At 74.2% G+C, this 26,193-nt stretch carries 27 protein-coding genes; 17 read left to right on the top strand and 10 right to left on the bottom strand.

What is annotated here, in order from left to right:
• Positions 1-29: 29 nt before the first annotated feature.
• The 3 genes from DEI86_RS13830 to DEI86_RS13840 are packed head-to-tail and all read right to left on the bottom strand — an operon-like array spanning position 30 to position 2,561.
• A complete protein-coding gene (locus DEI86_RS13830) occupies positions 30-779 on the bottom strand; it encodes a response regulator transcription factor (protein WP_111049920.1) in 750 nt (249 codons plus the stop codon).
• Positions 776-2,053, bottom strand: a complete 1,278-nt coding sequence (locus tag DEI86_RS13835) for a sensor histidine kinase (RefSeq protein ID WP_111049921.1) — start codon at positions 2,051-2,053, stop codon at positions 776-778. Before DEI86_RS13835 ends, DEI86_RS13830 begins: the two co-directional genes overlap by 4 nt.
• Before the next feature lie 7 nt (positions 2,054-2,060).
• Positions 2,061-2,561 carry a hypothetical protein gene (locus DEI86_RS13840; RefSeq protein ID WP_111011256.1) on the bottom strand — a complete coding sequence of 167 codons (501 nt, stop codon included), beginning with the start codon at positions 2,559-2,561 and terminating at the stop codon, positions 2,061-2,063.
• A gap of 153 nt (positions 2,562-2,714) precedes the next feature.
• Here DEI86_RS13840 and DEI86_RS13845 point away from each other — a divergent pair, with 153 nt between their 5' ends.
• The 6 genes from DEI86_RS13845 (at position 2,715) to DEI86_RS13870 (ending at position 7,642) form a co-directional block, all read left to right on the top strand.
• Positions 2,715-3,554 (top strand): spermidine synthase, encoded by an 840-nt coding sequence (locus tag DEI86_RS13845; RefSeq protein WP_111011255.1) that lies wholly within the window; start codon positions 2,715-2,717, stop codon positions 3,552-3,554.
• 93 nt (positions 3,555-3,647) lie between these two features.
• A complete protein-coding gene (locus DEI86_RS13850; protein ID WP_111049922.1) occupies positions 3,648-4,469 on the top strand; it encodes a hypothetical protein in 822 nt (273 codons plus the stop codon).
• 64 nt (positions 4,470-4,533) lie between these two features.
• Positions 4,534-5,223 carry a hypothetical protein gene (locus tag DEI86_RS13855; protein WP_111012108.1) on the top strand — a complete coding sequence of 230 codons (690 nt, stop codon included), beginning with the start codon at positions 4,534-4,536 and terminating at the stop codon, positions 5,221-5,223.
• On the top strand, positions 5,220-5,687 hold the full coding sequence (locus DEI86_RS13860) for a SprT-like domain-containing protein (RefSeq protein ID WP_111049923.1): 468 nt from the start codon (positions 5,220-5,222) through the stop codon (positions 5,685-5,687). The genes DEI86_RS13855 and DEI86_RS13860 overlap by 4 nt, the downstream gene beginning before the upstream one ends.
• A 39-nt stretch (positions 5,688-5,726) precedes the next feature.
• Positions 5,727-6,416 carry a CGNR zinc finger domain-containing protein gene (locus tag DEI86_RS13865; protein ID WP_258376560.1) on the top strand — a complete coding sequence of 230 codons (690 nt, stop codon included), beginning with the start codon at positions 5,727-5,729 and terminating at the stop codon, positions 6,414-6,416.
• Positions 6,413-7,642, top strand: coding sequence for an Nramp family divalent metal transporter (locus tag DEI86_RS13870; RefSeq protein ID WP_111049924.1), 1,230 nt, complete (start codon positions 6,413-6,415; stop codon positions 7,640-7,642). The genes DEI86_RS13865 and DEI86_RS13870 overlap by 4 nt, the downstream gene beginning before the upstream one ends.
• Positions 7,643-7,761: 119 nt before the next feature.
• On the opposite strand, the gene DEI86_RS13875 is transcribed toward DEI86_RS13870, so the two are convergent.
• Positions 7,762-8,064, bottom strand: a complete 303-nt coding sequence (locus tag DEI86_RS13875) for a DUF427 domain-containing protein (RefSeq protein ID WP_111011250.1) — start codon at positions 8,062-8,064, stop codon at positions 7,762-7,764.
• 58 nt (positions 8,065-8,122) lie between these two features.
• Positions 8,123-8,752 carry a hypothetical protein gene (locus DEI86_RS13880; RefSeq protein ID WP_111011249.1) on the bottom strand — a complete coding sequence of 210 codons (630 nt, stop codon included), beginning with the start codon at positions 8,750-8,752 and terminating at the stop codon, positions 8,123-8,125.
• Positions 8,753-8,787: 35 nt separating this feature from the next.
• Between DEI86_RS13880 and DEI86_RS13885 the strand changes: the two genes are divergently transcribed.
• The 6 genes from DEI86_RS13885 (at position 8,788) to DEI86_RS13910 (ending at position 13,319) form a co-directional block, all read left to right on the top strand.
• Positions 8,788-9,429, top strand: coding sequence for a GNAT family N-acetyltransferase (locus tag DEI86_RS13885; RefSeq protein ID WP_111027518.1), 642 nt, complete (start codon positions 8,788-8,790; stop codon positions 9,427-9,429).
• Between the two features lie 7 nt (positions 9,430-9,436).
• On the top strand, positions 9,437-9,928 hold the full coding sequence (locus DEI86_RS13890; protein ID WP_146244950.1) for a hypothetical protein: 492 nt from the start codon (positions 9,437-9,439) through the stop codon (positions 9,926-9,928).
• A 154-nt stretch (positions 9,929-10,082) separates the two neighbouring features.
• Positions 10,083-10,688: a DUF1684 domain-containing protein gene (locus DEI86_RS13895; RefSeq protein WP_111049945.1), complete on the top strand. Its 606-nt coding sequence runs from the start codon at positions 10,083-10,085 to the stop codon at positions 10,686-10,688.
• Entirely contained in the window at positions 10,685-11,053 is a 369-nt protein-coding gene (locus DEI86_RS13900) for a GntR family transcriptional regulator (protein ID WP_258368737.1), read from the top strand. Before DEI86_RS13895 ends, DEI86_RS13900 begins: the two co-directional genes overlap by 4 nt.
• A 375-nt stretch (positions 11,054-11,428) precedes the next feature.
• A complete protein-coding gene (locus tag DEI86_RS13905; protein WP_111011266.1) occupies positions 11,429-13,015 on the top strand; it encodes a DEAD/DEAH box helicase in 1,587 nt (528 codons plus the stop codon).
• Between the two features lie 106 nt (positions 13,016-13,121).
• Positions 13,122-13,319, top strand: coding sequence for a CsbD family protein (locus tag DEI86_RS13910; RefSeq protein ID WP_111011245.1), 198 nt, complete (start codon positions 13,122-13,124; stop codon positions 13,317-13,319).
• Positions 13,320-13,463: 144 nt separating this feature from the next.
• Here the strand turns inward: DEI86_RS13910 and DEI86_RS13915 are convergent, their stop codons facing one another.
• On the bottom strand, positions 13,464-14,006 hold the full coding sequence (locus tag DEI86_RS13915) for an NUDIX hydrolase family protein (RefSeq protein WP_111011244.1): 543 nt from the start codon (positions 14,004-14,006) through the stop codon (positions 13,464-13,466).
• Positions 14,007-14,128: 122 nt separating this feature from the next.
• Positions 14,129-14,797: a PadR family transcriptional regulator gene (locus tag DEI86_RS13920; RefSeq protein WP_111049926.1), complete on the bottom strand. Its 669-nt coding sequence runs from the start codon at positions 14,795-14,797 to the stop codon at positions 14,129-14,131.
• Positions 14,798-14,964: 167 nt separating this feature from the next.
• On the opposite strand from DEI86_RS13920, the gene DEI86_RS13925 reads away from it, so the two are divergent.
• From DEI86_RS13925 to DEI86_RS13935, 3 genes are all read left to right on the top strand, one after another.
• Positions 14,965-15,294 (top strand): ATP-dependent DNA ligase, encoded by a 330-nt coding sequence (locus DEI86_RS13925; protein WP_111049927.1) that lies wholly within the window; start codon positions 14,965-14,967, stop codon positions 15,292-15,294.
• Positions 15,295-15,597: 303 nt separating this feature from the next.
• Positions 15,598-20,283 (top strand): ATP-dependent helicase, encoded by a 4,686-nt coding sequence (locus DEI86_RS13930; protein WP_111049928.1) that lies wholly within the window; start codon positions 15,598-15,600, stop codon positions 20,281-20,283.
• Complete coding sequence (locus DEI86_RS13935; protein ID WP_111049929.1) at positions 20,276-21,055, top strand: DNA-formamidopyrimidine glycosylase family protein; 780 nt, start codon at positions 20,276-20,278, stop codon at positions 21,053-21,055. The genes DEI86_RS13930 and DEI86_RS13935 overlap by 8 nt, the downstream gene beginning before the upstream one ends.
• Before the next feature lie 100 nt (positions 21,056-21,155).
• On the opposite strand, the gene DEI86_RS13940 is transcribed toward DEI86_RS13935, so the two are convergent.
• Positions 21,156-21,674, bottom strand: a complete 519-nt coding sequence (locus DEI86_RS13940; RefSeq protein ID WP_111011239.1) for a hypothetical protein — start codon at positions 21,672-21,674, stop codon at positions 21,156-21,158.
• 156 nt (positions 21,675-21,830) lie between these two features.
• Here DEI86_RS13940 and DEI86_RS13945 point away from each other — a divergent pair, with 156 nt between their 5' ends.
• Entirely contained in the window at positions 21,831-22,640 is an 810-nt protein-coding gene (locus DEI86_RS13945; RefSeq protein ID WP_111049930.1) for a DUF4184 family protein, read from the top strand.
• Between the two features lie 13 nt (positions 22,641-22,653).
• On the opposite strand, the gene DEI86_RS13950 is transcribed toward DEI86_RS13945, so the two are convergent.
• Both DEI86_RS13950 and DEI86_RS13955 read right to left on the bottom strand, forming a co-directional pair.
• Positions 22,654-23,529 carry a hypothetical protein gene (locus DEI86_RS13950; RefSeq protein WP_111012098.1) on the bottom strand — a complete coding sequence of 292 codons (876 nt, stop codon included), beginning with the start codon at positions 23,527-23,529 and terminating at the stop codon, positions 22,654-22,656.
• Between the two features lie 74 nt (positions 23,530-23,603).
• Positions 23,604-24,428, bottom strand: a complete 825-nt coding sequence (locus tag DEI86_RS13955) for an alpha/beta fold hydrolase (RefSeq protein WP_181434588.1) — start codon at positions 24,426-24,428, stop codon at positions 23,604-23,606.
• Between the two features lie 525 nt (positions 24,429-24,953).
• On the opposite strand from DEI86_RS13955, the gene DEI86_RS13960 reads away from it, so the two are divergent.
• On the top strand, positions 24,954-26,180 hold the full coding sequence (locus DEI86_RS13960; RefSeq protein WP_111049932.1) for a cobalamin-independent methionine synthase II family protein: 1,227 nt from the start codon (positions 24,954-24,956) through the stop codon (positions 26,178-26,180).
• Positions 26,181-26,193 lie beyond the last annotated feature (13 nt).

Genomic DNA, 26,193 nt, shown 5'->3' on the forward strand with positions numbered 1-26,193 from the left:
CGGCTCGGATGGGCGGGGCCGGAGGGGTGTCAGGAGCGCGGGGACAGGACGACCGCGACCGCCTCGGCCCGGGTGCGGACGCCGAGCTTGGCGAACACCTGGTTCACGTACGACTTCACGGTCGGGACCGTCAGGAACAGCGCGCTGGCGATCTCCGGGTTCGTGCGACCCGCCGCGATCGCCGCGAGCACGTCCGCCTCGCGCGGGGTGAGCGTCGGCCAGCGGGTGCGGAGCGCCCCGGGTGTCGCCGGGTCCGCCGCTCGCGAGGGCGCTGCCAGGGGGTGGGTCCCCGGATCCGCGGCGCCCGTCGCCCGCGGCGCCGCCGGTGCCGGGAGGCCCGTCGTCGGCTCGGTCGCGTCCGGCAGGTTCGCCACGAGGAGCGCCGCCACCGACGCGTCCAGGGTCGTCTGCCCACTCGCCACGGCCCGGACCGCCGCCGCGAGTTCGGCTCGACCCGCGTCCTTCGTCAGGTACCCGCGGGCCCCGGCACGGAGCGCGGTGACGATCGAGGCGTCGTCCGCGAAGGTCGTGAGCACGAGGACGCGGACCCCGGGGTGCTCGCGCTGGATCGCCGCGGTCGCCGTCGCGCCGTCGACCCCGGGCATCCGGAGGTCCATGAGGACGACGTCGGGGCGTTCCGTCGCCACGAGCGCGAGTGCCGCGGCGCCGTCGGCGGCCTCGCCGACGACCTCGACGTCGGGCAGGAGCGACAGGACCGTCACGAGCCCGTCGCGGACGATCGCCTGGTCGTCGGCGACGAGGACGCGGATCGGGGTCACGAGCGCGGGCCGCCGTCCACGTGGGGCACGTGCATCGACACGACGAACTCCCCCGCCTGGCGATCGGCGCGGACGGCCGAACCGTCGCCGAGCTCCGCGAACCGCTCCCGCATGCCGACCAGGCCGTGGCCACCGCTGGCGAGCGGGTTCGTGACGACCACGTCGACGGCATCGGAACCGTGGACGACGGAGAGCTCCACGGTGGCACCCGGCGCGTGCCTGCGGGCGTTGCTCAGGGCCTCCCGGGCCGCGGCGACGACGACCGCGCGGTGCGCGTCGTCGAGGTCCCGCAGCGAGAGGTCGCCCTCGGTGAGCACGGCGCCGCCGAACGAGCGGTGCGCGGCCACGAGGGGCACGAGCCCGCCGCCCGATGCGCCAGGGTCGGGCACGGCGGCACCGGCGTCGAAAGGGCCGGACGTGGCGGCGCCGGACACGTCGCTGCCGGACACGGCGGCGCGGGACGCGGCGGGGAGGGACGGTGCGGCTCCGTCCCTCCCCTCCGGATCGCGGAGCGCCGCGACCGCACGCCGGGCCTCCACCAGGCTGTCCGCGGCGAGACGGCGGGCATCGGCGGCCTTGGCGGTGCCCTCGGCCGTCCGCCCGGCCTCGAGGAGGGCCTCGACCGCGTCGAGCTGGAGGACGAGTCCGCCGAGTCCGTGCGCGAGGACGTCGTGGACGTCTCGGGCGACCCGAGCCCGGTCGGCGAGCAACGCGGACCGCTGCTGCTCGGCCTCGGCCTCGGCCACGCGGTGTGCGAGCGCTTCCTCTCGGCGCCTGGCGAGCCGGGCCTGCCGCCGGCTGACCCCGATGAGGACCGCCACCGCGAGGCCCGCGAGCACGCCGAGCAGGACCAGTGCCGGGACGCCCTCGACGGCCGCCACGACCGCGACGATGACGGCCGCGACCCCGGCGAGCGACGGTCCGAGCCACACCGGCAGCGCGAGGTCCGCCCCGAGGACGACGAGCGCGACCATGATCGGTGCGACGAGGGCGGCCGAGGACGCCATGACGCCCGGTGCGGCGAGGAGGACCATCACGACCGCGGCGACGGCCGGGCCGGCACGTCCGGGCAGGAACAGCCGCACGGCCCACGCGAGCAGGGCGACCCCGGTGGCGACCACGACGAGCACGGGCACGTCCGCGCCGGCGAAGGACCGGGCCGTCGACCACGCGACGACGACCACGCCGACGAGGTTGAGTGCGGAGCCGACTCCGTTGCGGTCCGTCAGCAGGGCGTCGGTCGAACCGGTGCCGGGGCGGCCCACGCTGTTCACCGCTCCATCATGCCCGGACGAGGGGTCCGCGCGGGATCCGGCGGTCGATGACGAACGCGCGGGCGGCCCGGTTCGCCGCGATCCCGAGCAGGACCACCCCGGTCGAGGTGAGCAGGACGGCGCCGAGCTGCGATCCGAGGACGTCGATCCCGACGCGGACCAGGACGAGGACGAGCCAGAGCGCCGCGCCGGTCCAGCCGCTCCGCGCCTCCAGGGACGACGGCCGCCCGGGGCCACCTGCGTCCACGGTCCGGAACCGCGTCATCGTGCCCATCACCGCACCGACGGCGGCCGACAGCACGAGCTCGACCACGAGGAGCGCGACGTCCACCGTGCCGACGCGGGTCACGCCGCTGTGCGTGAGCGAGAGCACGCCGACGCCGGCAAGGACGACCGGCATCCGCCAGACCCGGGTCGGGTCGACGCGGCGCCAGGTGGTCTGGCGGTACATGAGGAACGCGACGAGCGCGAGTCCGAGCGCGATGTTCCCGATGGCCTGCAGCGTCATGACGACGGTCTCCTCCCGGTGGTCGGGACGCTCCCGTGACCACCGGGATCCAGCCTCGTCATCGGGTCGCGGACGCCCCACCACCCCCGGGTGGGGACCGGGGTGCAGGCGGGTGGTGATCGTGCTCGTCGGGGCAAGGCGGAGGATGGGGGCATGGAGGACGCAATCCGCATCGGTGCCGGCATCGCCGTGATCGAGCCAGACCGGCACCGCCCGGGGTCGTACACGCTCGTCGTCGACGGCACCCCGCAGTCGCACGTCGACCTCGAGGACCCCACCCACCTGGCCTTCGAGTACGTGCGGCGGATCGGCCACGCGATCGACCTGCTGCCGTCGGGGCCGATCACCGCGCTGCACCTCGGCGCCGGGGCGCTGACGCTGCCACGGTACGTCGCGGCCACCCGCCCGGGGTCCCGCCAGCAGGTGATCGAACTCGAGCGGGACCTCGTCGACCTGGTGCGCAAGGAGCTGCCCCTGCCCCGCGACGCGTCCATCCGAGTCCGGTACGGCGACGCCCGCGCCGTGCTCGAACGGCTGCCCGCGGGACTCGCCGGGACGGTCGACCTCGCCGTGGTCGACGTCTTCAGCGGCTCGACGACGCCGGCCCACGTGACGAGCATCGAGTTCCACCGGGAGCTCGCCGCGCTCCTGTCGCCCACCGGGATCATCGCGGTGAACGCGGCGGACGGTGCCGGCCTGGCGTTCGTGCGCGGGCAGCTCGCGACGCTGCAGGCCGTGCTGCCCTCCGTGGCGGCCGTGGCGGACACGGGGATGCTCAAGGGGCGGCGGTTCGGGAACGTGGTGCTCCTCGCCTCGCCGACCGAACTGCCGTTCGCCGACATGCCCCGACGGTTCGCGTCCGACCCGCTCCCGAGCAAGGTCGTGCACGGCGCCGAACTCACCGCGCTCATCGCCGGTGCGGCCGTCGTGACGGACGACACCGCGACCGGGTCCCCGGAGCCGAACCGGTCCGTGTTCACGAGCGGGCGCTGAGTCCCCTGCCGCTGGGCCGCCGGTCCTGCCAGGATGAGCGCAGTGCCGCCGGGCCCCCGGCGTCGCACCGACCCGGACGAGTGGGGAACCGCCATGAGCAACGACGACCGCGACGCACCCCGGTGGGGGGAGCGCCTGCCGCAGCCCGACGCCGACCGACACGGTGAGGCCCCGCGGGACGGGCAGCCGCGGTACGGCGAGCAGCCGGACGGGCAGCCCCGGTACGGCGAGCGGCAGGACCCGGCACCGCAGGACGGCCAGCCCCGGTACGGCCAGCAGGACGACGGCCAGCAGTACGGGCAGCGCCGGTACGGCGAGCAGCACGACGGGCAGCAGTACGGCCAACAGCACGACGGGCAGCAGTACGGCCAACAGCACGACGGCCAGCAGTACGGCCAGCCCCAGTACGGCCAGCCGCACCAGGGCGACACCCAGCACGGCGCTCCGCAGTGGCAGCCGTACGCGCAGCACCCCTACGGGCAGCCGTCCGGCGGCAGCGCGGCGTGGGCGAGCGCTGGCGGCGCGCGACCGTCCCGTCGACTCGGCGTGATCGCGCTCATCGCCGGCATCGTGGCGCTCGCGCTCGGGATCGTCGGCGGGATCGTCTTCGGCCAGGGCCTGGCGCACATCCCCGGCCTCGCCGACCAGATCCGCAGCGGTGGCGGCGTGGTCGACCAGTCGGAGCTCCAGGCGAAGATCCGCCAGGACCCGTCCGTGCTCGCGGGGATCGCGACGGGCGGTCTCCTCGCCCTCGTGGGCACGGCCTTCGGGATCTGGGCCCTCGTGCAGGGCATCATCGCGATCGCCAAGGACCGCGGCCGCGTGTTCGGGATCATCGCAGTGGTCGTCGCCGTGCTCGGGCCGATCGCCTTCGGCGCGGTCTACACGGCCGTCGTCGCCGCAGCGACGCGATGACGGTCGCCGCCGAGCGGGCGCAGTGCACCCCGCACGCAGGTCGACGGGGCTACCCTCGTTCCTGATGTGCCCCCTCCCGACCGACCCGACCGGCCCCCGGGACCCGCGCGCGGACCGACGCCTCCGGGACACCGACCCGGTGGACCTGCGGCCGCGGACCGCCGGAGTCAGCCCCGGGAGCACGTTCGCGCCCATCAGCCTCCGTCCCGCCGTGGACGTCGCCCTCGTGCAGGAGCGACTACAGCGCCTCGGCCAGAACCGCAGCACGGCAGCGCTCGCCGAGCGGGCCGAACTGCTCCGGCTGCTCGGTCGGCTCGACGAGGCCCTCACCGTGGCCGAGGAGGGGTTCCGCCTCGCTCTCTTCACGGGTGACCGCGCCGACGGAGTGTCCGCCCGCATCCGACGCGCGCACGTGCTGCACGACCTCGGCCGGTTCGAGCGCGCGGTGACCGAGGCCTCGACCGCCCGGGGCACCGCCGCGATCGAGGAGTGGTACGAGCTCGAGGGTGCCGCCGCCGAGCTCGAGGGCTGGTCGCTGTACGAACTGAACCGCTACGAGGAGGCCCGCGCCGCACTCAACCGCGCCCACGACGCCTTCCGTGCCGCGGGGGCATCACCGGAGCGGACGAGCGCGCTCAAGGCCGCGGTGGAGGAAGCGATGCGTGCCCACCTGCAGAACCCCTCGTCCTCGCGACGCTCGGATCCAGCCGACGCCGTGCGTGCCGCCGCGGCGAGGAGGGACCTGCCCCGGTGAGCGACCTGGACCGCGTCCGGCAGATCGCCGCCGCGGTCATGGGCGCCCACCTGGAACCCGGGAGCTGGTCGTTCGACCTCGACAACGCGAAGACCCGCGCCGGGCAGTGCGACTTCGGCCGCCGCCGCATCACCGTCAGCCGGTACATCGCCCTGCGCTCGACCGATGACGAGGTCCGGCAGGTGCTCCTGCACGAGGTCGCCCACGCGCTCGCGGGTGCCCGCGCCGGCCACGGTCCGGCATGGCGACGGGCAGCGGGGGCCATCGGGTACGTCGGCTCGCGCTTGCACGACGGGCCCATCGCGAGCGAACTCGCGCCGTGGGTCGGGACGTGCCCGGCCGGCCACGAGCACTTCCGGTACCGCACCCCGAACCGCCCGATGGCGTGCGCGCGGTGCTCGCGGCGATACGACCCCCGGCACGGGATCACCTGGCAGCGCCGCACACCCGAGCGCGCGGCCTGATCTGAACCGGCTGCGACGTAACCGACTAGCGTGGTGTCCGTGCACACCGGGCAGCAGATCAGGACCGAGTCCGGCGGGACGTGGTTCTACGACGCGGGCCGGATCGCGCTCGACTTCGCCCACACGGGCGGCTTCGCCGACGACCCGGACGGACTCCGGCCGCGGGCGCACCTCGGCGAACTGCTCGCGACGCCCGCCGACCTCGACCAGTGGTTGTCCGAGCACACCGAACCGGTGGACGTCGGCGCCGGCGAGCGTGAACTGCACGACGCGCGCGAGCTCCGGGGCGCGATCGCCCGCCTCGCGGTGGCCGCGGCACCACCGCCCGTCGTCACGGCCGGCGGCAGCGTCGTGGCCGCGGGCCTCCGCGCACCCGCCGGCCCGGTCCGACCGCGCCCGGACGACATCGACACCGTCAACCTGTTCGCCGCCCTGCCCGACGTCCCGCCGACCCTCGCCGGAGGGCGTCGTCGCGCCGGTGCGAACCGCGTCCGACTCGCGCAGGCCCTGTCGAGCATCGCGCGTGACGCGGTCGCGCTGTTCACCGAGGTCGGGTTCGACGGCGTCGAGGGAGACCACGCCGGTCGGCTGAGCCGCTGCGCGGCCGCCGACTGCGGGCTCGTGTTCCACGACGGGTCGCGCGGTGGCACCCGGCGGTGGTGCTCGATGCAACGGTGCGGCAACCGCGAGAAGGTCCGCGCGCACCGCGCGCGCGTCGCAGCACGGTGACCGACCCCCGGCCGGAACGTCGGCGGGCGGGCGGTCTCGCACTCCTCGGGCCCGCGTTCGTCGCGGCGATCGCGTACGTCGACCCGGGGAACGTCGCCGCGAACCTCACCGCCGGCGCGCGCTACGGGTACCTGCTGCTCTGGGTGCTCGTCGCGGCGAACGCGAGCGCGGTGGTCGTGCAGTACCTGTCGGCGAAGCTCGGCATCGTGACGGGTCGCTCACTGCCCGAGGTGCTCGGCGCGCACATGCGCCGCCCCGCGCGACTGCTGTTCTGGGCCCAGGCCGAGGTCGTCGCGGCGGCCACCGACGTCGCCGAGGTGATCGGCGGCGCACTGGCGCTCCACCTGCTGTTCGGGCTCCCGCTGTTCGTCGGCGGGGTCGTCACGGGGATCGTGTCGGTCGTCGTGCTCGCCGTGCAGTCCCGCCGGGGCGCCCGGACGTTCGAGGTCGTCGTCTCGGGCATGCTCGCCGTGCTCACCGTGGGGTTCTGCGCCGGCCTCGTGTTCACCGATCCGTCACCGTCGGCGATGCTCGCGGGACTCGCGCCGCGGTTCGAGGGCTCGGGGTCGGTCGTGCTCGCGGCGTCGATGCTCGGCGCGACGGTCATGCCGCACGCCGTCTACCTGCACTCCGCGCTGAGCCGGGACCGGCACGCGGCGGCCGCGCCGGGCACCGAGCGCCGGCGGGTGCTCCGCGCCACCCGCTGGGACGTCGGGCTCGCGCTCGTCGTCGCGGGCGGGGTCAACGTCGCGATGCTCGTCCTGGCGGCCGCGACGCTGCAGGGGGTCGGGGGCACCGACACGATCGCGGGTGCCCAGCGCGCGATCACGGCACACCTGGGTCCGGTCGTGGGCGTGCTGTTCGCGGTCGGGCTCCTCGCGTCGGGGTTGGCGTCGACCTCGGTGGGCTGCATGGCCGGGGCGGAGATCATGCGGGGCCTGCTGCACGTCCGGATCCCGCTGCTGCTCCGGCGCCTCCTGACGCTCGTGCCCGCCCTGGTGCTCCTCGCGGTCGCGGTCGACCCGACCGTCCTGCTCGTGGTGAGCCAGGTGGTCCTCAGCTTCGGCATCGCGTTCGCCGTCGTGCCGCTCGTCGCGTACACGTCCCGCCGGAGCCTCATGGGGCCGGACGTCAACGCGATCGGGACGCGGGTGCTCGCGTCGGTGATCGCGGTCGTCATCGTCGCGCTCAACGTCGCGCTCATCTGGCTGACGCTGCACGGCTGAGCCCGCGCGCCCCTGCCTGCCGTCCGAGGTGGCTCGCAGGCAGGCCTCCGGCCCCCGTCCCCGGACGCAGCGCGGCCGGACCCGGGACGTCCGGATCCGGCCGCGGGGCACGCGTCAGGTCAGTCGGTGACCTGGACTTCCTTCCAGAACGCGACGTAGCCGCTGTAGTCCTTGCCGACGCGGTCGAACGACGACGGGATCGGGTCCGGGTACGACCACGCGCGGTCGGGCAGGACCTGGTCGCCGGCGTGGACCGTGAAGTACTGGGTGTCGCCCTTCCACGGGCAGTGGTACGGCGTGTCCGACTCCTCGAGCAGGTCGGTCCGCACGCTCGCCGGCGGGAAGTACCAGTTCCCCTCGATCTGGATGAGGTCCTCCTGCGGGGCCTCGGCGATCACGGTGCCGTTGGCGACGGCCTTCATGGTTCCTCCTGGGTCGATCGGTCCGCGGCCCGGGCGACCGCGTTCCCGTTATGGAACGCTACCCGCGGCGGCCGTGTTCCCGTCCGCCGCCGGCGCCCCCGGCGCGCAGGGTCCGCAGCGTCGCGGGGGCGGCGAGCGCCGCCTCCACCAGGTCGTGACGGCCGACCGCGTCGAGCATCGTCGCGCTCACCGACGCCGTCAGGAGGTGCCGGACGGCACGCCGCAGGCCCGTGTACGCGGCGCAGGCCGCGGCGGCTTCGGGCGACGTGTGGTCGATGCCCCGAGCGGCGAGCGCGTCGACCACCGCGCCGGCGGCGAGGAGGTCCTCGACGGCGGGCTCGGGTGCGCCGGCGGGATCGGCCACGGCCTCCCCGGCGTCCTCGAGCGACGGCGCCGCACCGCCGGCCGTCGCGTCGTCGTCGACACCCGCGCCGACCACGGCGACGACGCACCGGTCACCGAGTGCGGCCTGGAGGCCCAGCACCCGCTCCGCCACGAGGTCCGCGTCCGCGAGTCCCGCGTGCACGACCTCGGGGCCCGCGGGGAGGAGCGGCAGGACGGCCCGGACCTCCGATGTCGGGAGGACGTCGACCCACACGAGCACGTGGGCGTCGGCGGCGATGCGACCCGCGCCCGCGGCGCCCCACCCGAACCGGACCTGGTACTTCGTCTGTCCACGCTCGTGCACCCCGTCACTGTAGCCGCGACGACTAACATCGCCGCATGGACATCGACCCGATCCCGACCCTCATCGGCGACCGCGTCACGCTCGAGCCGCTCGGACACGAGCACGCCGACGACCTGCGGGCCGTGGTGGCGGACGGGGACCTCTGGCGCACCTGGTACACGTCCGTACCCCGCCCGGCCGAGGTCGAGGGCGAGATCGACCGTCGGCTGGCCGAGCACGCGGCGGGCACGATGGTCCCGTTCGCCATCCGTGACCGTCCGACGGGTCGGGTCGTCGGGGCGACCACGTTCCTCGACGTCGACGAGCTGAACCGGCACGTGGAGATCGGCGCGACGTTCCTGGCGCGCTCGGCGCAGCGCACGGGCGTCAACCCCGAGGCGAAGCTGCTCATGCTGTCCCACGCGTTCGACGTCTGGGAGTGCATCGCGGTCGAGTTCCGCACGCACTGGCACAACCGGCAGTCGCGTGCCGCGATCGAGGGGCTCGGCGCGAAGCTCGACGGCGTCCTCCGCAACCACCGGCTCGGGCCGGACGGCAGTCGACGCGACACCGTCGTCTACTCGATCACCGACGGCGAGTGGCCCACGGTCCGGCTCGGTCTGCGTGAGCGGCTCGCCGCCCACGACCGCCGCGCGGGCAGCCGCCACGAGGGTCGGCACGCCGGCCGGCACGCCTGAGGCAACCGTGCACGTCGGACTCCGCGTGGTGCTGGACGCCCCGGTCGCCACGGTCCGGGAGGCCCTGCTCGACCCCGCCGTGATGGTCGCCGTGACCCGCCCCCTGCTGGTGTACCGGTCGCTCGAACCGGGCGGGTTCCCGGAGCGGTGGACCCCCGACGAACCCCACCGGGTCCGGGCGGACGCGTTCGGCGTGCTGCCGAGCGGTGCGACCCACGTGCACCTCGAGCGGTACGAGGTCGACGGCGTCCCCGTGCAGCGCGACGTCGGCGGCGGGATCTCCGGCCTGTTCGCGCGCATGACGATCCGGCACCGGATGGCGGCCACGGCGACCGCGGACGGACGGACACTGCTGCACGACCGGCTCGTGTACCGCACGCGGCCGTGGGGGCTCGGCGTCGCGCTGTGGCCGGGCATGTGGGTGGTGTGGCAGTGGCGCGGCCTGCGCATGCGGATGCTCGCGCCGACCTGGGCGACGCGCGGCCGATCCCCCGTCTGATCCCCCGTCCTCCGGAGACGCCGACCAGAGCCGGGCGCGGCCGGTGCGCCCTGTGGACGACGGAGGGCACCGGATCGCCGTCGGGCGTACCCTCGCTCCCGTGACCGACGCGAGCACCGCCGTGGACGAGACGACCGCCGCCACCTTCGCCACGATGGACTGGCGGCGCCGCACCTTCGACCTGTACCGCCGGGTCCGTGCGGTCGGGGACCCGGCCGAGGCGCACGCGCTGTGGCGGGCCGGACGCGACGCGATGTTCGCGGAGCACCCCGCCAGCCCGCTCCTCCCCGAGGACACCGTGGGGTTCACCGGGCTGCCCGTGGCGGCGTACGACCCCGACTGGCGGTTCGAGCTCGCCGTCGAGCCGACCGAGCCCGCGCACCTCGACGTCCCGACCGGCACCGACGGCATCGTCGCCTTCGACCGCGTCGGCCTGGTGCGGGTCCCCGACGTCGGACCGCTCGACGTCTGGGCGCACGCCGGGTACGGCGGTGGGCTGTTCGTGCCCGTCAAGGACGCCGACGCGGGACGCCCCGGGGGCACGTACGGCGGCGGTCGCTACCTGCTCGACACGATCAAGGGCGCGGACCTCGGTGGCACCCCTGACTCCCTCGTCGTCGACCTCAACTTCGCGTACAACCCGTCGTGCGCCTACGACCCGGCATGGGCGTGCCCCCTCGCGCCGCCCGGCAACACCGTCCCCGTCCCGATCCCCGTGGGCGAGCGCTCCGGCGTGGTGGCGGCGGAGGACGTGCGGTGAGCGGCACCGGGCACCTCGTCGCGATCGACGCCGGCGGACGGGTCCCGCCGTACGAGCAGGTCCGCTCGCAGATCGCCGCGCAGATCGCCGCGGGCTACCTGGTCGACGGCGAGCGCCTGCCGAGCGTGCGCGGCCTCGCCGGCGAACTCCGGCTCGCGCCCGGCACCGTCGCCAAGGCCTACGGGCTGCTCGAGGAGGCCGGTCTCGTCACGACGGCGCGCGGCGGTGGGACCCGCGTGGTCCGGCCTGCCGCCGTGCCCGAGGCGGTCGACGCCGCCGCGCGGGTCCTCGCCGAGCAGGCCCGCCACGACGGCCTGTCGTTCGACCAGACGGTGGCGGCGCTGCGGGACCGCTGGCAGGACTGACGCGCCGAGCGCGCACCCGTCCGACGCGGTCCGACACCCGTCGCCCTGGCCCTCCGGTGCCGACGGCGATATGATGGGGGCACTCGAGGCGTTCCACTGCCTCGTGCGTCGTACGACGCCCCCGAGACTCTCCCGGTCCCCGGCCACATGGTCGGCCGGACCGATGCGTATCGTGCACCGGGCCTCCAGAACGGAGGGCCGTGCCTGGCTCACTGCGGCGAACCCGCCCGCGCGTCCGCGCCGGCGTCCCGCTCCGCACGGCCGTCGGCCGTGCGCATCCGAAAGGCCCTCGTGACCTCCGACTCCACCGTTCCCGCGTCCACCGACACGGACGCCCCCACCACCTCGTTCGCCGAACTCGGCGTCCCGACCGCCATGGTCGACGTCCTGACCGCGCAGGGCAAGACCGGCGCGTTCCCGATCCAGGTCGACACGCTGCCCGACACCCTCGCCGGCAAGGACGTCCTCGGCCGCGGCCGCACGGGCTCCGGCAAGACCCTCGCGTTCTCGATCCCGCTCGTGGCCCGGCTCGCCGGCGACCAGCGCCGTCGCCGGAGCGGCCACCCCCGCGCGCTCGTCCTCGCGCCGACCCGAGAGCTCGCGACCCAGATCGACGCCGTGCTCGCCCCGCTCGCCCAGGCGATGGGCCTCAACACCACCGTGATCTTCGGCGGTGTCTCCCAGGGCCGTCAGGTCGATGCCGTCTCGCGCGGGGTCGACATCGTCGTGGCCTGCCCGGGCCGACTCGACGACCTCATGAAGCAGGGGCACGTCAAGCTCGACGGCATCGAGGCGACCGTCCTCGACGAGGCCGACCACATGGCGGACCTCGGGTTCCTGCCCGTCGTCACGCGGATCATGAAGGCCACCCCGGCCGATGGTCAGCGGCTGCTCTTCAGCGCCACGCTCGACAACGGCGTGGACAAGCTCGTCAAGCAGTTCCTGCACTCCCCCGTCATGCACTCCGTCGACGACGCCTCGTCGCACGTCGACCAGATGACGCACCACATCTTCGAGGTGTCCGGGGCCGACGACAAGAAGGACCTCGTCCAGGTGCTCGCCTCGGGCTCCGGCCGTCGCATCATGTTCATGCGCACGAAGCACCACGCCAAGCGCCTCGCGAAGTCGCTGACCGCGGCCGGGATCCCCGCCGTCGACCTGCAGGGCAACCTGTCGCAGCCGCAGCGGGACCGCAACCTCGCGCGCTTCGCATCGGGTGACGCGCTCGTCCTCGTCGCCACCGACGTCGCCGCACGCGGTGTCCACGTCGACGGTGTCGAGCTCGTCGTGCACGTCGACCCGCCGACCGAGCACAAGGCGTACCTGCACCGCTCGGGCCGCACCGCCCGTGCCGGGTCCGCCGGTGACGTCGTGACGGTCGTGCTCCCCGAGCAGCGCCGCGACGTCGCGCAGATGCTCAAGAAGGCGTCGATCGGCGCGCGCCCGCAGCAGGTGACCGCACGGTCCGCCGCGGTCACCGAGCTCGTCGGGGACGTCGCACCGATCCGCCACGTCGCGGAGGCCGCGCCCACGCAGCGCCAGCCGCAGCGCGCCACGCGCTCCGTCGCCGACGCGGTGGCCGCCTCGGCCACCGAGGGCGCCGGGCGTCGCCGTCGCCGCGGCGGTCGCGGGACCGGGCAGGGCACCGCCACCGGCGAACCGACGCAGGGTCGATCGGGAGGTCCGCAGCGGTCCGCCGGGACCCGTTCCGGTGACGAGGCCGGGCACCGTTCGGACGCGCGTCGCGGCGAGCCCCGGCGTGGCGGCCAGGCCGGCTCGCGGTCGACCGGCCACACGTCCGGCGGCGGTCGCCGCGCACAGTCCTCCGTGACGCGTGGCGGCTCGGCCGCGGTGTACTCGTCCGAGACGGGGCGGCCCGCCCAGCCGTGGCACGACGAGAAGCCGGCCCGCCGGACGGGCTCGCGCCGGGCCTCCCGTCCGGCCGGATCCGCGCGCGACTGATCGCTGGCAACCCGCTGGGAGCACGTCCTCTCATCCGCGTACGGTGAGCGGCGTCCTGGTCACGACGTGGCCCGGACGGCAACCGTCCCCGACGGAAGGAGAGCCCATGGCAGGCACGGAAGACATGAAGAACAACGGCGAGAAGCTCCTCGGCAAGGCCAAGGAGGCGTTCGGCGACGCGACCGGCGACGACCGGTTGAAGACCGAGGGCCAGACCGACCAGGCCAAGGGCTCTGCGAAGCAGGGTGTGACGGACGTCAAGGACGCCGCGCACGGTGTCGCGGACAGCTTCAAGGACAAGTAGGACCAAGCCGGAGAACGGCTGCGGACGGCCCCGACGATCGATGATCGTCGGGGCCGTCCGTCGTTCCCGAGCCGTTCGTCGTCCCCGAGCTGGGGCGCCGGCAGCGGTCGCGGGTGTCGGTGGTGTGGGGGTGCTGACCCCTGGTCACATGAGGGCGCCGACCGACGCCAGCCCGGCGCGGAGCAGGGAGCCGCGGCCACCCTCCATCTCGGCCGCCACCGCGTCACTCGCCGCCTCGATCGGAGTCATCCACGTGAGCTCGAGGGCGTCCTGGCGGGGTTCGCACGTGCCGGTCACGGGCACCACGTAGGCGAGCGAGATCGCGTGCTGCCGGTCGTCCGTGTACACCGACGCGCCGGGCAGCGGGAAGTACTCGGCGACCGTGAACGGCGTCGGGCTCGCGGGCAGCTGCGGGAACGCCATGGCACCGAGGTCCTTCTCGAGGTGACGGAACAGCGCGCTCCGCAGCGACTCCCCGTACATCACGCGGCCCGACACGAGCGTGCGCGCGATCGATCCGCTCGGGCTGACCCGGAGGAGGACGCCGACCTCCGTCACGACACCGAGTCCGTCGGTGCGGACGGGCAGCGCCTCGACGTAGCAGATGGGGAGTCGGCGCCGGATCGACGCGAGCTCCTCGTCGGACAGCCAGCCGGAGTCGGGGTCGGGAGTGCGCAACGAGGCCATGGTCCGTTCTTACCAGGCAGGACGAGCGACGGCGGCGACCGGCACGCGTGGCACGGTGTGCACGCGGTCGGTCACCGCCGCCGGTCCGGGTCGGGTCCGCGGATCGGACCCGTGGCGCCGGCTCACTCCGCGAGGATCTGGAGCAGCTCGCGGCGGAGCTGGTCGATCTTGTCCCGCGCCGCGGCCAGCTGCGCCTCCGACGCTCCGGAGCGGTAGAGGTGCACGACCCCGAAGAGCTTCTGCAGCCCCTCGGCGAACGCGCGCTGGGTGTCCGAGACACCGCTCGGGCTCGTCTCCCAGGCGCGAGCGATGTCGGCGGAGCGCGCCTCGACCTCGGCGCGGCCGGCGTCGGTCAGCTCGTAGGTGCTCCGCCCGTCGGTGCCCACGGCGCGCACCAGACCCTCGTCGACGAGCTGTTGGAGGGTCGGGTAGACCGACCCCGGGCTCGGACGCCAGTTCCCTCCCGTCCGCTCGGCGATCGCGCGGATGAGGCCGTAGCCGTTGTACGGCTCGCCGTTCTCGGCGCCGTCCGCGAGCAGTCCGAGGACGGCCAGGCGGACGTCGCCACGGCGTGCGCGCCGGCCCTCTCGCCCGAAGCCGAAGCCGGGCGCGAAGCCCGGACCGAAGCCGCCGGGTCCGAAGCCGCCGGGTCCGAACGGCGCTCCCGCGCCGCCTCGGCCGCCGCCGTGCTGGTGGTGTTCCCGGGCGCCGCCGAAGCGTGCGGCCCAGGGGCCTCTGCGGCCCTGGTGGTGGCCGTCGTGACCGTGTTCGTCGTCATGCATGGATCGCATGGTCGACCTCCTGTTCATGTCGCGTTCATCGTGGTATCGCGATGTGTGAACGATATGTCGTTAATGCGCCAGCCGTCAAGGCTGGGGCGGACTTCCGGCCGAGCGAGCATCCTGAGCGGAACGGGACCGCTACGGATCCCGACGGCCGGTCACCGGAGGGAGACGCCATGGGCAAGCTCGTGTACGGCGTGAACGTGGTCGAGATCGGGTTCGACGACCGCACGCTCGCGCACCTCAGCGTCGTGATCATCGCCAAGCTCCGGCGACGCGAGAGCTTCCTGTTCTCGTGGCGCGACGACTCCTCGGTCGGGGACGGCCGGAGCAGCGTGTGGATCGACCCGTCCATCCCGCTGCACTTCAAGTACTTCGGGTCACGGCCACCCTCGCTCAACCGGGCGTGGGTCGCAGCGCTCACCGCCACCGCGAACTCGGCACAGGGGCTGCACCTGGTGCCGGAGCCGAGCGACGGGGACGGGGCCGGCGGCGACGACGGCTGAAGCGCGCTGTCCGCCAGCCCCGGCCACGGCGTGACGCGCGGCGTGGAGCGACGGCCTGGCGACGGGTCGAGGGGATGCGAGACCTCGCGCCCTGCCGTATCGTGCAATGCGTTGACGATGTCTCATGCGTCGTCGCCGTCGTCCGTCGACGAGGAGCCGGGGCGGGTGCCGGCACGGGGAGCCGGGTTCAGGGGCGCTCCGCGCCGGGCCCGGCCGGGCTCCGTCCGGAGGCGAGTCGGAGCACGTGGGCGGGGTCGGGCCTCCCGGCCGGATGTCGGGCGTCGCGGGCATGATGGGCCGCACATGACCGACGTGCTCGACCGCTTCTCGCCGCCCACTGCCGCGTGGTTCCGCGGGGCGTTCACCGCGCCCACGGCCGCGCAGACCGGCGCGTGGGACGCCGTCTCGACCGGGCGCCACGCCCTCGTCGTCGCGCCGACCGGGTCCGGCAAGACCCTCGCGGCGTTCCTGTGGTCGATCGACCGGCTCATCACGGCGCCCGAGCAGCCCGATCCGCGGGCACGGACCCGCGTGCTGTACGTGTCCCCGCTCAAGGCGCTCGGCGTCGACGTCGAGCGCAACCTCCGCAGCCCGCTCGTCGGCATCACGCAGACGGCGAAGCGTCTGGGACTCGAGCCACCGGACGTCACCGTCGGCGTGCGGAGCGGGGACACCCCCACGGCCGACCGTCGCCTGCTGCAGCGGACGCCGCCCGACGTCCTCATCACGACGCCCGAGTCGCTCTACCTCATGCTCACGTCCTCAGCCCGGGACACCCTGCGGAACGTGGACACCGTCATCGTCGACGAGGTCCACGCCGTCGCGGCGTCGAAGCGGGGCGCGCACCTCGCCCTGAGCCTCGAGCGCCTCGACGACCTGCTCGAGCGTCCGGTGCAGCGGATCGGCCTGTCGGCCACGGTCCGCCCGGCAGAAGAGGTCGCACGGTTCCTCGGTGGTCGGGCTCCCGTCGAGATCATCGCGCCGCCCGCCCAGAAGACGTTCGACCTGCGCGTGGTCGTCCCGGTCGAGGACATGGCCGAACTCGGGCAGCCCGCCGCGGGTGACGACCCGACGGCCACGCCGACGAACGGCTCGATCTGGCCCCACGTCGAGGAGGCCGTGGTCGACCTCGTCGAGGCCCACCGGTCGACCATCGTGTTCGCGAACTCGCGGCGCCTGGCGGAGCGGCTCACGGCACGGCTCAACGAGATCCACGAGGAACGGCTCGGGCTGGTCGGCGCCCCCGAGGAGGCCCTGGTCGCCGTCGCCGCGGACGCCGGGGAGGCCGCCGAGCACGGACCCGGCTCGGACGACGGACGCGCGACACCGCGACGACCGCCCGCACAGCTCATCGGCGGCTCCGGACAGACGGCCGGTGGCGGCGGCGCGACGACGGACGACGCCGTCCCCGTCCTGGCCCGCGCCCACCACGGCTCCGTGTCCAAGGACCAGCGCGCGATCATCGAGGACGACCTGAAGTCGGGGCGCCTGCGGTGCGTCGTGGCGACGAGTTCGCTCGAGCTCGGGATCGACATGGGCGAGGTCGACCTCGTCGTCCAGGTCGAGGCACCACCCTCGGTCGCGAGCGGCCTGCAGCGCGTCGGCCGGGCGGGACACCAGGTCGGCGAGGTCTCGCGGGGCGTCCTGTTCCCGAAGCACCGCGCCGACCTCGTGCACAGTGCGGTCACCGTCGAGCGCATGGTCGAGGGCGCCATCGAGTCCATCGCGGTACCGGCGAACCCCCTCGACGTCCTCGCCCAACAGACCGTGGCCGCCGTCGCGCTCGACGAGGTCGACGTCGAGCACTGGTTCGAGCTCGTGCGGCGGAGTGCTCCGTTCAGCGGCCTGCCGCGCTCCGCGTTCGAGGCGACCCTCGACCTCGTGAGCGGGCGCTATCCGAGCGACGAGTTCGCCGAGCTGCGCCCCCGGCTCGTCTGGGACCGCGTGCACGGGACGATGACCGGGCGTCCGGGTGCCCAACGCCTCGCCGTGACGAGCGGTGGCACGATCCCGGACCGCGGTCTGTTCGGCGTGTTCATGGTCGGCGAGAAGGCATCGCGCGTCGGCGAGCTCGACGAGGAGATGGTCTACGAGTCCCGCGTCGGCGACGTCTTCGCCCTCGGGGCGACGAGCTGGCGGATCGAGGACATCACGCACGACCGCGTGCTCGTCAGTCCCGCGTTCGGCCAGCCCGGACGCGTCCCGTTCTGGAAGGGCGACGGCATCGGCCGCCCCGCGGAGCTCGGCCGGGCGATGGGCGCGTACGTGCGCGAGCTCGACACGGCCGCGCCGGACGACGCCCGGGCCCGGGTGTCGGGCAGCGGGCTGGACGACCGCGCCGTGACGAACCTCCTGACGTTCATCCGGGAGCAGCGCGAGGCGACCGGGCACGTGCCGACCGACACGACGCTCGTGGTCGAGCGCTTCCGGGACGAACTCGGCGACTGGCGGATGATCCTGCACTCGCCGTTCGGCATGCAGGTCCACGCACCGTGGGCACTCGCGGTCGGGGCGCGCCTGCGCGAGCGGTACGGGATCGACGGCGGCGCGATGGCCAGCGACGACGGCGTGGTCGTGCGGATCCCGGAGACCGACGCCGAGCCTCCCGGCTCCGAGCTGTTCGTGTTCGAGCGCGACGACCTCGACGCGTTGGTGACGGACGAGGTCGGGGGCTCCGCGCTGTTCGCCGCGCGGTTCCGCGAGTGCGCCGCTCGCGCGCTCCTGTTGCCGCGCCGTGACCCGGGCCGGCGGTCGCCGCTCTGGCAGCAGCGCCAGCGGGCGTCGCAACTGCTCGACGTCGCGCGCAAGTTCCCGACGTTCCCGATCATCCTCGAGACCGTGCGCGAGGTCCTGCAGGACGTCTACGACGTGCCGGCCCTCCTCGGCATCGCCGACGACATCGCGCGTCGGTCCATCCGCATCGTCGAGACCCAGACCGAGCAGCCGTCGCCGTTCGCGCGCTCCCTGCTGTTCGGGTACGTCGCGGCGTTCATGTACGAGGGCGACTCGCCCCTCGCCGAGCGTCGGGCCGCGGCGCTGTCGCTCGACGCCACCCTGCTCGGCGAACTGCTCGGTCGTGCAGAGCTGCGGGAGCTCCTCGACCCGGGCGTGCTCGCGAGCGTCGAGGCGGACCTGCAGCGGCTGTCACCCGACCGCCGCGCGCGCGACGCCGAGGGGCTCGTCGACGTGCTCCGCCTCGTGGGACCGCTCGACCTCGACGAGTGCGTGGCCCGGAGCTGGCTCGCCGACGCCGCCGCCACGTCCGAGTCCGCCGCCGCGGACGCCCGGGCGACGATGACCACGACCCTCACGGACCTGGAGCGGGACCGCCGACTCCTCGGCTTCACGTTCCGGGGCGAGCAGCGGTGGTCCGTGATCGAGGACGCCTCGCGCCTCCGTGACGCCCTCGGGGTCGCCCTGCCGATCGGCGTACCGACGGCGTTCGTCGAGCCGGTCGCCGACCCCCTCGGCGACCTCGTCGGCCGGTACGCACGGAGCCACGGGCCGTTCGCGGCTGGCGAGGCCGCCACCCACCTCGGCCTCGGGGTCGCGGTGGTCACGGACGTCCTGCGGCGCCTCGTCGCGGACCGGCGCGTCGTCGAGGGCGAGTTCCGCCCGGACCGTCAGGGTGCCGAGTGGTGCGACGCCGAGGTCCTCCGGCGCATCCGGACGCGGTCGCTCGCCGCGCTCCGGCACGAGGTCGAACCGGTGTCCGCCGACGCGCTCGCCCGGTTCCTGCCCGCGTGGCAGCACGTGCACACACCCGAGACCCGTGGGGGCCTCCGCGGCGTCGACGGCGTGCTGCAGGTCGTCGACCAGCTGTCCGGCGTCGCGGTCCCGGCGTCCGCGTGGGAGTCGCTGGTGCTGCCGAGCCGCGTGGTCGACTACACACCCGCGATGCTCGACGAACTGACCGCGACCGGGGAGGTCCTGTGGTCCGGCGGCGGGTCGCTGCCGGGGAACGACGGCTGGGTGCGCCTGCACCTGGCGGACACGGCCTCGACGACGCTCGCCGAACCGTCCGGCGCGGACACCACCGAGCTGCAGCGCGACGTGCTCGGGGCGCTCGCGGGTGGCGGCGCGTACTTCTTCCGACAGCTGGCCCAGTCCGTCGGCAGCACGGACGACCAGGCCCTCGCGACGGCGCTGTGGGACCTCGTGTGGGCCGGGCAGATCACGAACGACACCTTCGCGCCGCTCCGGTCCGTGATCGGCGGTCGCACCCGGGCCGCCGCGCCCCGCACGCGCGCCTACCGTCGCCGACGACGGCCGACCCTGCCTGCACAGTCCGGGCCGCCGACCGTCGGCGGCCGGTGGTCGCTCCTCCCCCTCGCCGAGCCCGACCAGACCGTCCGGGCCGCCGCACTCGCCGAACAGCTGCTCGAGCGGCACGGCGTCGTCACCCGCGGTGCCGTGCAGGTCGAGGGCGTCCGAGGCGGGTTCGCCGGCGTGTACCGCGTGCTCGCCCGGTTCGAGGAGACCGGGCGTGCCCGTCGCGGTTACTTCGTCGAGGGCCTCGGCGCGGCGCAGTTCGCGACCGGGCCCACCGTCGACCGACTCCGCACGTACAGCCAGGACATCGACGCCGCCGAGGCCGACCCGGAGCGCCGTCGCGTGGCGATCACCCTCGCCGCGACCGATCCCGCCAACCCGTTCGGTGCGGCGCTGCCCTGGCCGGCGGGCGACACGGACGAGGACGGCTCGCGCGGACACCGGCCGGGACGCAAGGCCGGTGCACTCGTCACGATCGTCGACGGCCGCCTCGCCGTGTACGTCGAGCGGGGCGGCAAGAGCGTGCTGACGTTCACCCCGGACGAACCCGTGCTCGCCGCCGCCGCGCAGTCCATCGCCGCGACGGTGCGCCGTGGGCTCGGGCGCCTCGCCGTCGAGCGCGTCGACGGGACCTTCGTGCTCGAGACGCCGCTCGGAGACCTGCTGCGCGACGCCGGGTTCACCGCCACGCCACAGGGACTGCGACTCCGTGCCTGAGGGCGACACCGTCTACCGCGCGGCCCACAAGCTGCACGCGGCCCTGGCCGGCAAGGTCCTGACGCGCACCGACTTCCGGGTACCGGCGTTCGCGACCGTCGACCTGACCGGGCGCGTGGTCGACGAGGTCGTCCCGCGCGGCAAGCACATCCTGCACCGCATCGGCGACGTCACCGTCCACTCGCACCTCAAGATGGAGGGCCGGTGGGACGTCTACGCGCCGGGTGACCGTTGGCGGCGCCCTGCACACCAGGCACGCGCCGTCCTCGACGCCGAGGGCGTCTCCACCGTGGGGTTCACCCTCGGCGTGCTCGAGATCGTCCCCCGCGAGCACGAGGACACGATCGTCGGGCACCTCGGCCCGGACCTGCTCGGGCCGGACTGGGACCCGGCGCGCGCCGAGGCGAACCTCGTCGCGGACCCCGCACGGCCGATCGGCCTCGCGCTGCTCGACCAGCGGGTCATGGCCGGGCTCGGCAACGTCTACCGGAACGAGTTGTGCTTCCTCCGCGGGGTGCTGCCGACGCGGCCCGTCGGCGAGGTGCATGACCCGACGCGCGTGGTGGCGCTCGCGGAACGGCTCATCGTGGCGAACCGCGACCGCTCCAACCGCGTCACGACGGGGAACACCCGGCCGGGGCAGCGATTCTGGGTCTACGGGCGCGACGGCAAGCCGTGCCTCCGCTGCGGCACGCGGATCCGGTACGGCACGCTCGGCGAGGACGCGCTGTCGCTGCGGGACACCTACTGGTGTCCGCGGTGTCAGCACTGAACCCCCGGACAGTGGCGAGCGCCGCAGACAGCACTGAGCGCCGCGGGGCTCGTGGCCGGCCGCGGCGCTCAGAGTCGTTGCGCGGGCGGACCCGCGTGGATCAGTGGTCGATGTCCTCGACGATGCAGCTGATCACGGTCTTCGCGTCCGACGACGACGCGGTGAAGCCCGCGGGTGCGTTCGGCGACGACGAGCCGTTGCGCGCCGCGGCGTTCACGGCGTAGATCGTGCCGTCGAAGGTCTGCCCCTTCGCCATGGTCGGGTTCTTCGTCGTCACCCAGACGGCGACCTCGTCCTCGTTCGGGTCGTCCTGGCCGTTCGTCGGCGCCACCGAGGCACCGATGTACCAGCCCCCCGTGGTCTTCCACGTGTCGGCGAAGTCGATGTCGTCGTGGGTGCCGAGCGCGTGGTTGATCTGCTCGACGACGTCGACGTTCGCGACGGGGCACTTCGACCCGTTGCGCTGCGCGGGGTTCGTCTGCTGCTGCTGGGAGCCGGGGACCTTGCCGACGGGATCCTGGTTCTGCGCGCCCCCGGTGCCCGCGGTGTGACAGCCGGTGAGCAGGAGTGCAGACGCGACGGCCACGATGGCCGCGCTCGTGATCTTCGTGGTCCTCATGGCCCGGACCGTACCCGCGCACTCCTGCCCGGGCTCCCATTTCCGGGAGTCCGCTCAGCGTGTCTGTCCCCCGACCGATCGACGTCGCGGCTGATCCACGGGTGTCGCGCAACCTCGGCCCGGTTCCTCCTGGTGCCGGTGTGCCATCATCCGCGCATGCCGTTCACCGTCAGCCACACGATCGTGGCGCTGCCGTTCCGCGGGACCCGGATCCCCGCAGCGGCCCTCGCCGTCGGTGCCATGGCACCGGACGCGGTGCTCTTCGTCCCGGAGCTGCCCGCGTACGGGGTGACGCACTCGGCACTCGGCGCGCTGACGGTGTCCACGCCGGTCGCACTCATCGCCCTGGCCGCGTGGACCTTCGGGCTCCGATGGGCGTTCACCGCGATCCAACCCCGGTCGGTGCACGACCGACTGCCCGCGTCCTGGGACGACCCGACGAGTGCGTGGTCCGCCTTCCGGTCCCGGACGCCCGCCGCGCGGGTGGGTCGGCTGGCGCTGGTGCTCGCCACCGTGATCGCCGGCGTCTACAGCCACGTCGCGTGGGACTCGTTCACCCACCGGCACGGGTGGTCGGTCGCGCGGATCGCGGTCCTCCGTGCGTCGATCCACGGCCACCCCGTGTACGACCTGGTGCAGAACACGTGTTCGGTGGGCGGGATGCTCGTGCTCGCCGTCGCGTTCGTGCTCTGGTTGCGCCGGACGCCCACGGTGCCGCGTCCCCGGCGCCTGCCCGCGGGGGTCGCGCGCGGCCTGCGCGTCGCACTGCTGGCGGTCGCGGGGCTGGTGACGATCGTCGGAGCTGCCCCGCTCCTCCTGGTCGGATCGAGCGCGGAGGGCGTGCTCGGCTGGGCGGCGATCCTGGCCGTGCGGGTGTGCGCGGTGCTGCTCGTCCTGACGGCCGTCGGCCTCGCGCTGGTGCGCGTGGGACGGGCGCCGGATCGGGTCGTGCCCCGCGGCCGGTGACCGGGCGGACTCGTCAGGGGGCCGTGACCCAGGTGCGCAGGAACCGGGCTCCCGCCTCGTCGTGGATGACGCCGTCGGGCGCGGTGAGGACCGGGTACGGGGTCTCGGGCACACCGTCAGCCGGGCGGACGTCCACGTGCGCGACGTCGTGCCCGTGCTCGTGCAGCCAGTCCGCCATGGCGTAGTCGCTCCGGGAGTCACCGACCGTGCGCCAGGTCGCGGGCAGGGCGCCGTCATCGGCCAGGAGCTCGAGCGCACGCTCCGCTCCCATGTCCTTGCCGGTGCGGGCGGACTCGATGTCGGTGGAGATGATCGTCGGGTCGATGCGCCAGGTGACGCTGCCGTCGTCGGCCGGGCGGACGTCGTCGAGTCGCCGCACCCCGTACCCGCGGCGGACGAGGGCGTCCATCGCGCGGGCGTCGAGGTCGGGCTGCCGGGCCAGGAACGTCGCACTCGGGACGTCGACCCGCTGCTCGATCGAGACCATCGCCCGCTTCGTCTCGTCGTAGAACACGACATCGGCGAAGGTGTCGGCGACGAGGGCGCGCATCTCGTCGGCGAAGTCCACCGGGAGCGCGAGGTCCTCGGCGACCTCGATCGCGCTCATCCCGCCGTCGAACCGCGGGTCGATCGAGCACCAGACCGCGCCCTTCTCGCACACGGCGTGCACCCGACCACCGGGCGCGAGACCACCGGCGAGCAACGGCCCGACGACCTGCTCGCGGATGAACGCGTCGCTGCGCCCGGTGTTGAAGACGACCGGGATCCCCTGGGCCGCCAGTGCCACGAGGTCCTCGACGATGGACGGGATGGCGATCGTCCGCGACACCGGACTGGCGATCGGACCGTCGACGTCGAGGAGCAGACCGAGGCGCGGAGGGGTCGTCATCCGTCCATCCTCCCAGGCGAACGCCGAGGGACGGACGCGGACCGACGCGCTCCGTGGTGACGCGCCGACCGAGGTCAGCCGAGCGGGTCGGGCTCCTCCACCCGCTCCCGCAGGAGGAACGGGACGACGCCCTCGGCCAGCGCGGCACCGTTGACGACGTGCGCCTGGTCCTGCAGCACGGTGTGCTCCGACCCCGGCACGGCCTCGACCGCCGCGTGGGCCGCGAGCTTGAGCCAGTCCGGGCTCGATCCGCCGGTCATGACGAGCACGGGTGTCGTGATGCGGGCGAGGACCTCGGTCGGCAGGGCGAATCCGGTCATGACGTGGACGTCGTTCGGGAGGGTCGCGGCACCGGCGAGCAGACCGGCCCACGCCGGGCGCTGCATCCGCAGGACGACGGGCGCGAGCCAGGGCGTGCCGAGCACCCGACGCAGGAAGAACCGCACCGCTGCCGCGGCACGACCGCCACGGACGAGGGCCGTGATGCGCTCGGGGTCCGGGAACCGCGGATCGACCGACGCGCGGTACGGCGGCTCCCAGGCGACCGCTCGCTCGATCGGCGCTCCGCCCGCAGCGGCCAGGAGGACCAACCCGGCCCCGGCACAGAGGCCCACGACGGACGGTCGCCCGCCCGCAGCGGCGATGACGGCCTCGAGGTCCTCGACCTCGCGCTGCGCCTCGGCCAGCCCGCCACCGCTCTCGCCCCTGCCACGGCGGTCGTACCAGGTGACGGTGAAGTGCTCGGCGAGGGCCGTGGCGGTCTCGGTGAGGGCCCCGAAGGCACGGTGGTCGAACGGCCCGGCGACGAGCACGAGCGCCGGCCCGCTGCCCGTGGTGGACGTCGCGATCGCGGTGCCGTCCGCGGAGACGACGGTGCGCTCAGCGGGTTCGACGTGCATGGAGGTCCTCTGGACGGGATGGCGCGTGGTCGGGGCGCTTCCGGGGAAGGCGCTCCCGATTCTGTCAGCGCGCTCCCGACGCGTCATCACCCGCAACCAGGGGTGGTCGTCGCGCCTCCGGCACGGAGCGGGCCGTCGTCCGGACGAAGCCCCCGGGGCCGGTCACCCGAACGGACCGGCCCCGAGGCGACGGCGACCCGACCCGAACGGGTGCGCCCTCGGCCCTGGGGGCTCCCCGACGCCGAGCGCCGGGCACTTCTCGCCATGCCTTCGATGCGGGGTCCGCGGACCGATGGGATCGCGCTTGACCCCAGTTCGGGTGGCGTCGGCGATCGCGTCCGTCGCGTGGCGTAACAGATGCCGTGCGGCGCCGGACCCGTGGCACGCTTGCCTCCACGCAGCGCACCACGCGAAGCCTCGCGCGCGGCGTCGACCGCTCCCGTCGTGGACGGCCGCCGCGCACGCCTGCGACGTCCCACTGCCCGAGGGAGTCGCACGACGACTCCGTCCCCGAGGAGCGCACGCATGTCATTCGAGAACACCACACACATCCAGGCCACCACGGCCGGTTCCCTTCCCCGTACCCCCGAGCTCATCGCCGCGAACGCCGCGCGACCGCTCGCCGAGGACGGGTTCACCCTGCAGACGACCGACGAGGTCCGCGCCCTGACGAGTGCCGCCGTCGACGACGTGGTCGCCCGGCAGGTCCGGCTCGGGATCACCCAGCCCGGCGACGGCGAGTACGGCAAGGCGATGTCGAGTTCGGTCGACTACGGCGCCTGGTGGGGCTACTCGTTCCAGCGCGTCAGCGGCCTGTCCCTGACCGAGGAGAACATCTTCACGCAGGAGCCCGTCCGCTCGGAGCCGGGGCACGTCCGCCTGACCTCGTTCCCCGACCGACGGGACTGGATCGCCTTCCGGGACGCCTACCAGGACCCCGAGAGCGGGATCTCGGTCGGCAAGAACGCGACCGCGTTCCCCACGACGACCGGGCCGATCGTCTACACGGGCCACGAGGCCGCCCGCACCGACGCCGCGAACCTCACGCACGCGCTCGAGGCGAACGGCGTCGACAACGGGTTCATCACCGCGCTCTCGCCCGGTTCCGGTGCCCGCGTCGCGAACGAGTACTACGCGACCGAGGAAGAGCACATCTGGGCCTGGGCCGACGCCCTCCGCGAGGAGTACCGGATCATCCTCGACGCGGGGCTCTCGCTGCAGATCGACGACCCCTCGATCGCCGAGAACTGGGACCAGATCAACCCCGAGCCGAGCGTCGAGGACTACCGCGCGTTCACCCGGATCCGGGTCGAGGCCCTCAACCACGCACTCCGCGGCCTGGACACCTCGCGCGTGCGGTTCCACCTGTGCTGGGGCTCGTGGCACGGACCCCACACGACGGACATCGAACTCCGTCACATCGTGGACCTCATGCTCGACATCGACGCGAGCGCCTACTCGTTCGAGGCCGCGAACGCCCGCCACGAGCACGAGTGGACCGTCTGGGAGGACACCGAGCTGCCGGACGGCAAGGTGATCATCCCGGGTGTGGTCGGCCACGCCACGAACGTCGTCGAGCACCCGGACCTGGTCGCGCAGCGGATCGAGCGGTTCGCCGAGTTCGTCGGCCGCGAGCGGGTCATCGCCGGAACGGACTGTGGTCTGGGCGGCCGCGTCCACCCCTCGATCGCCGCCGCCAAGCTCGAGTCGCTCGGCGAGGGCGCCCGACGGGCCTCGGCGAAGCTGTTCTGAGTTCACACATCGC

The organism is Curtobacterium sp. MCBD17_028 (genome assembly GCF_003234875.1).
GTDB lineage: Bacteria > Actinomycetota > Actinomycetes > Actinomycetales > Microbacteriaceae > Curtobacterium.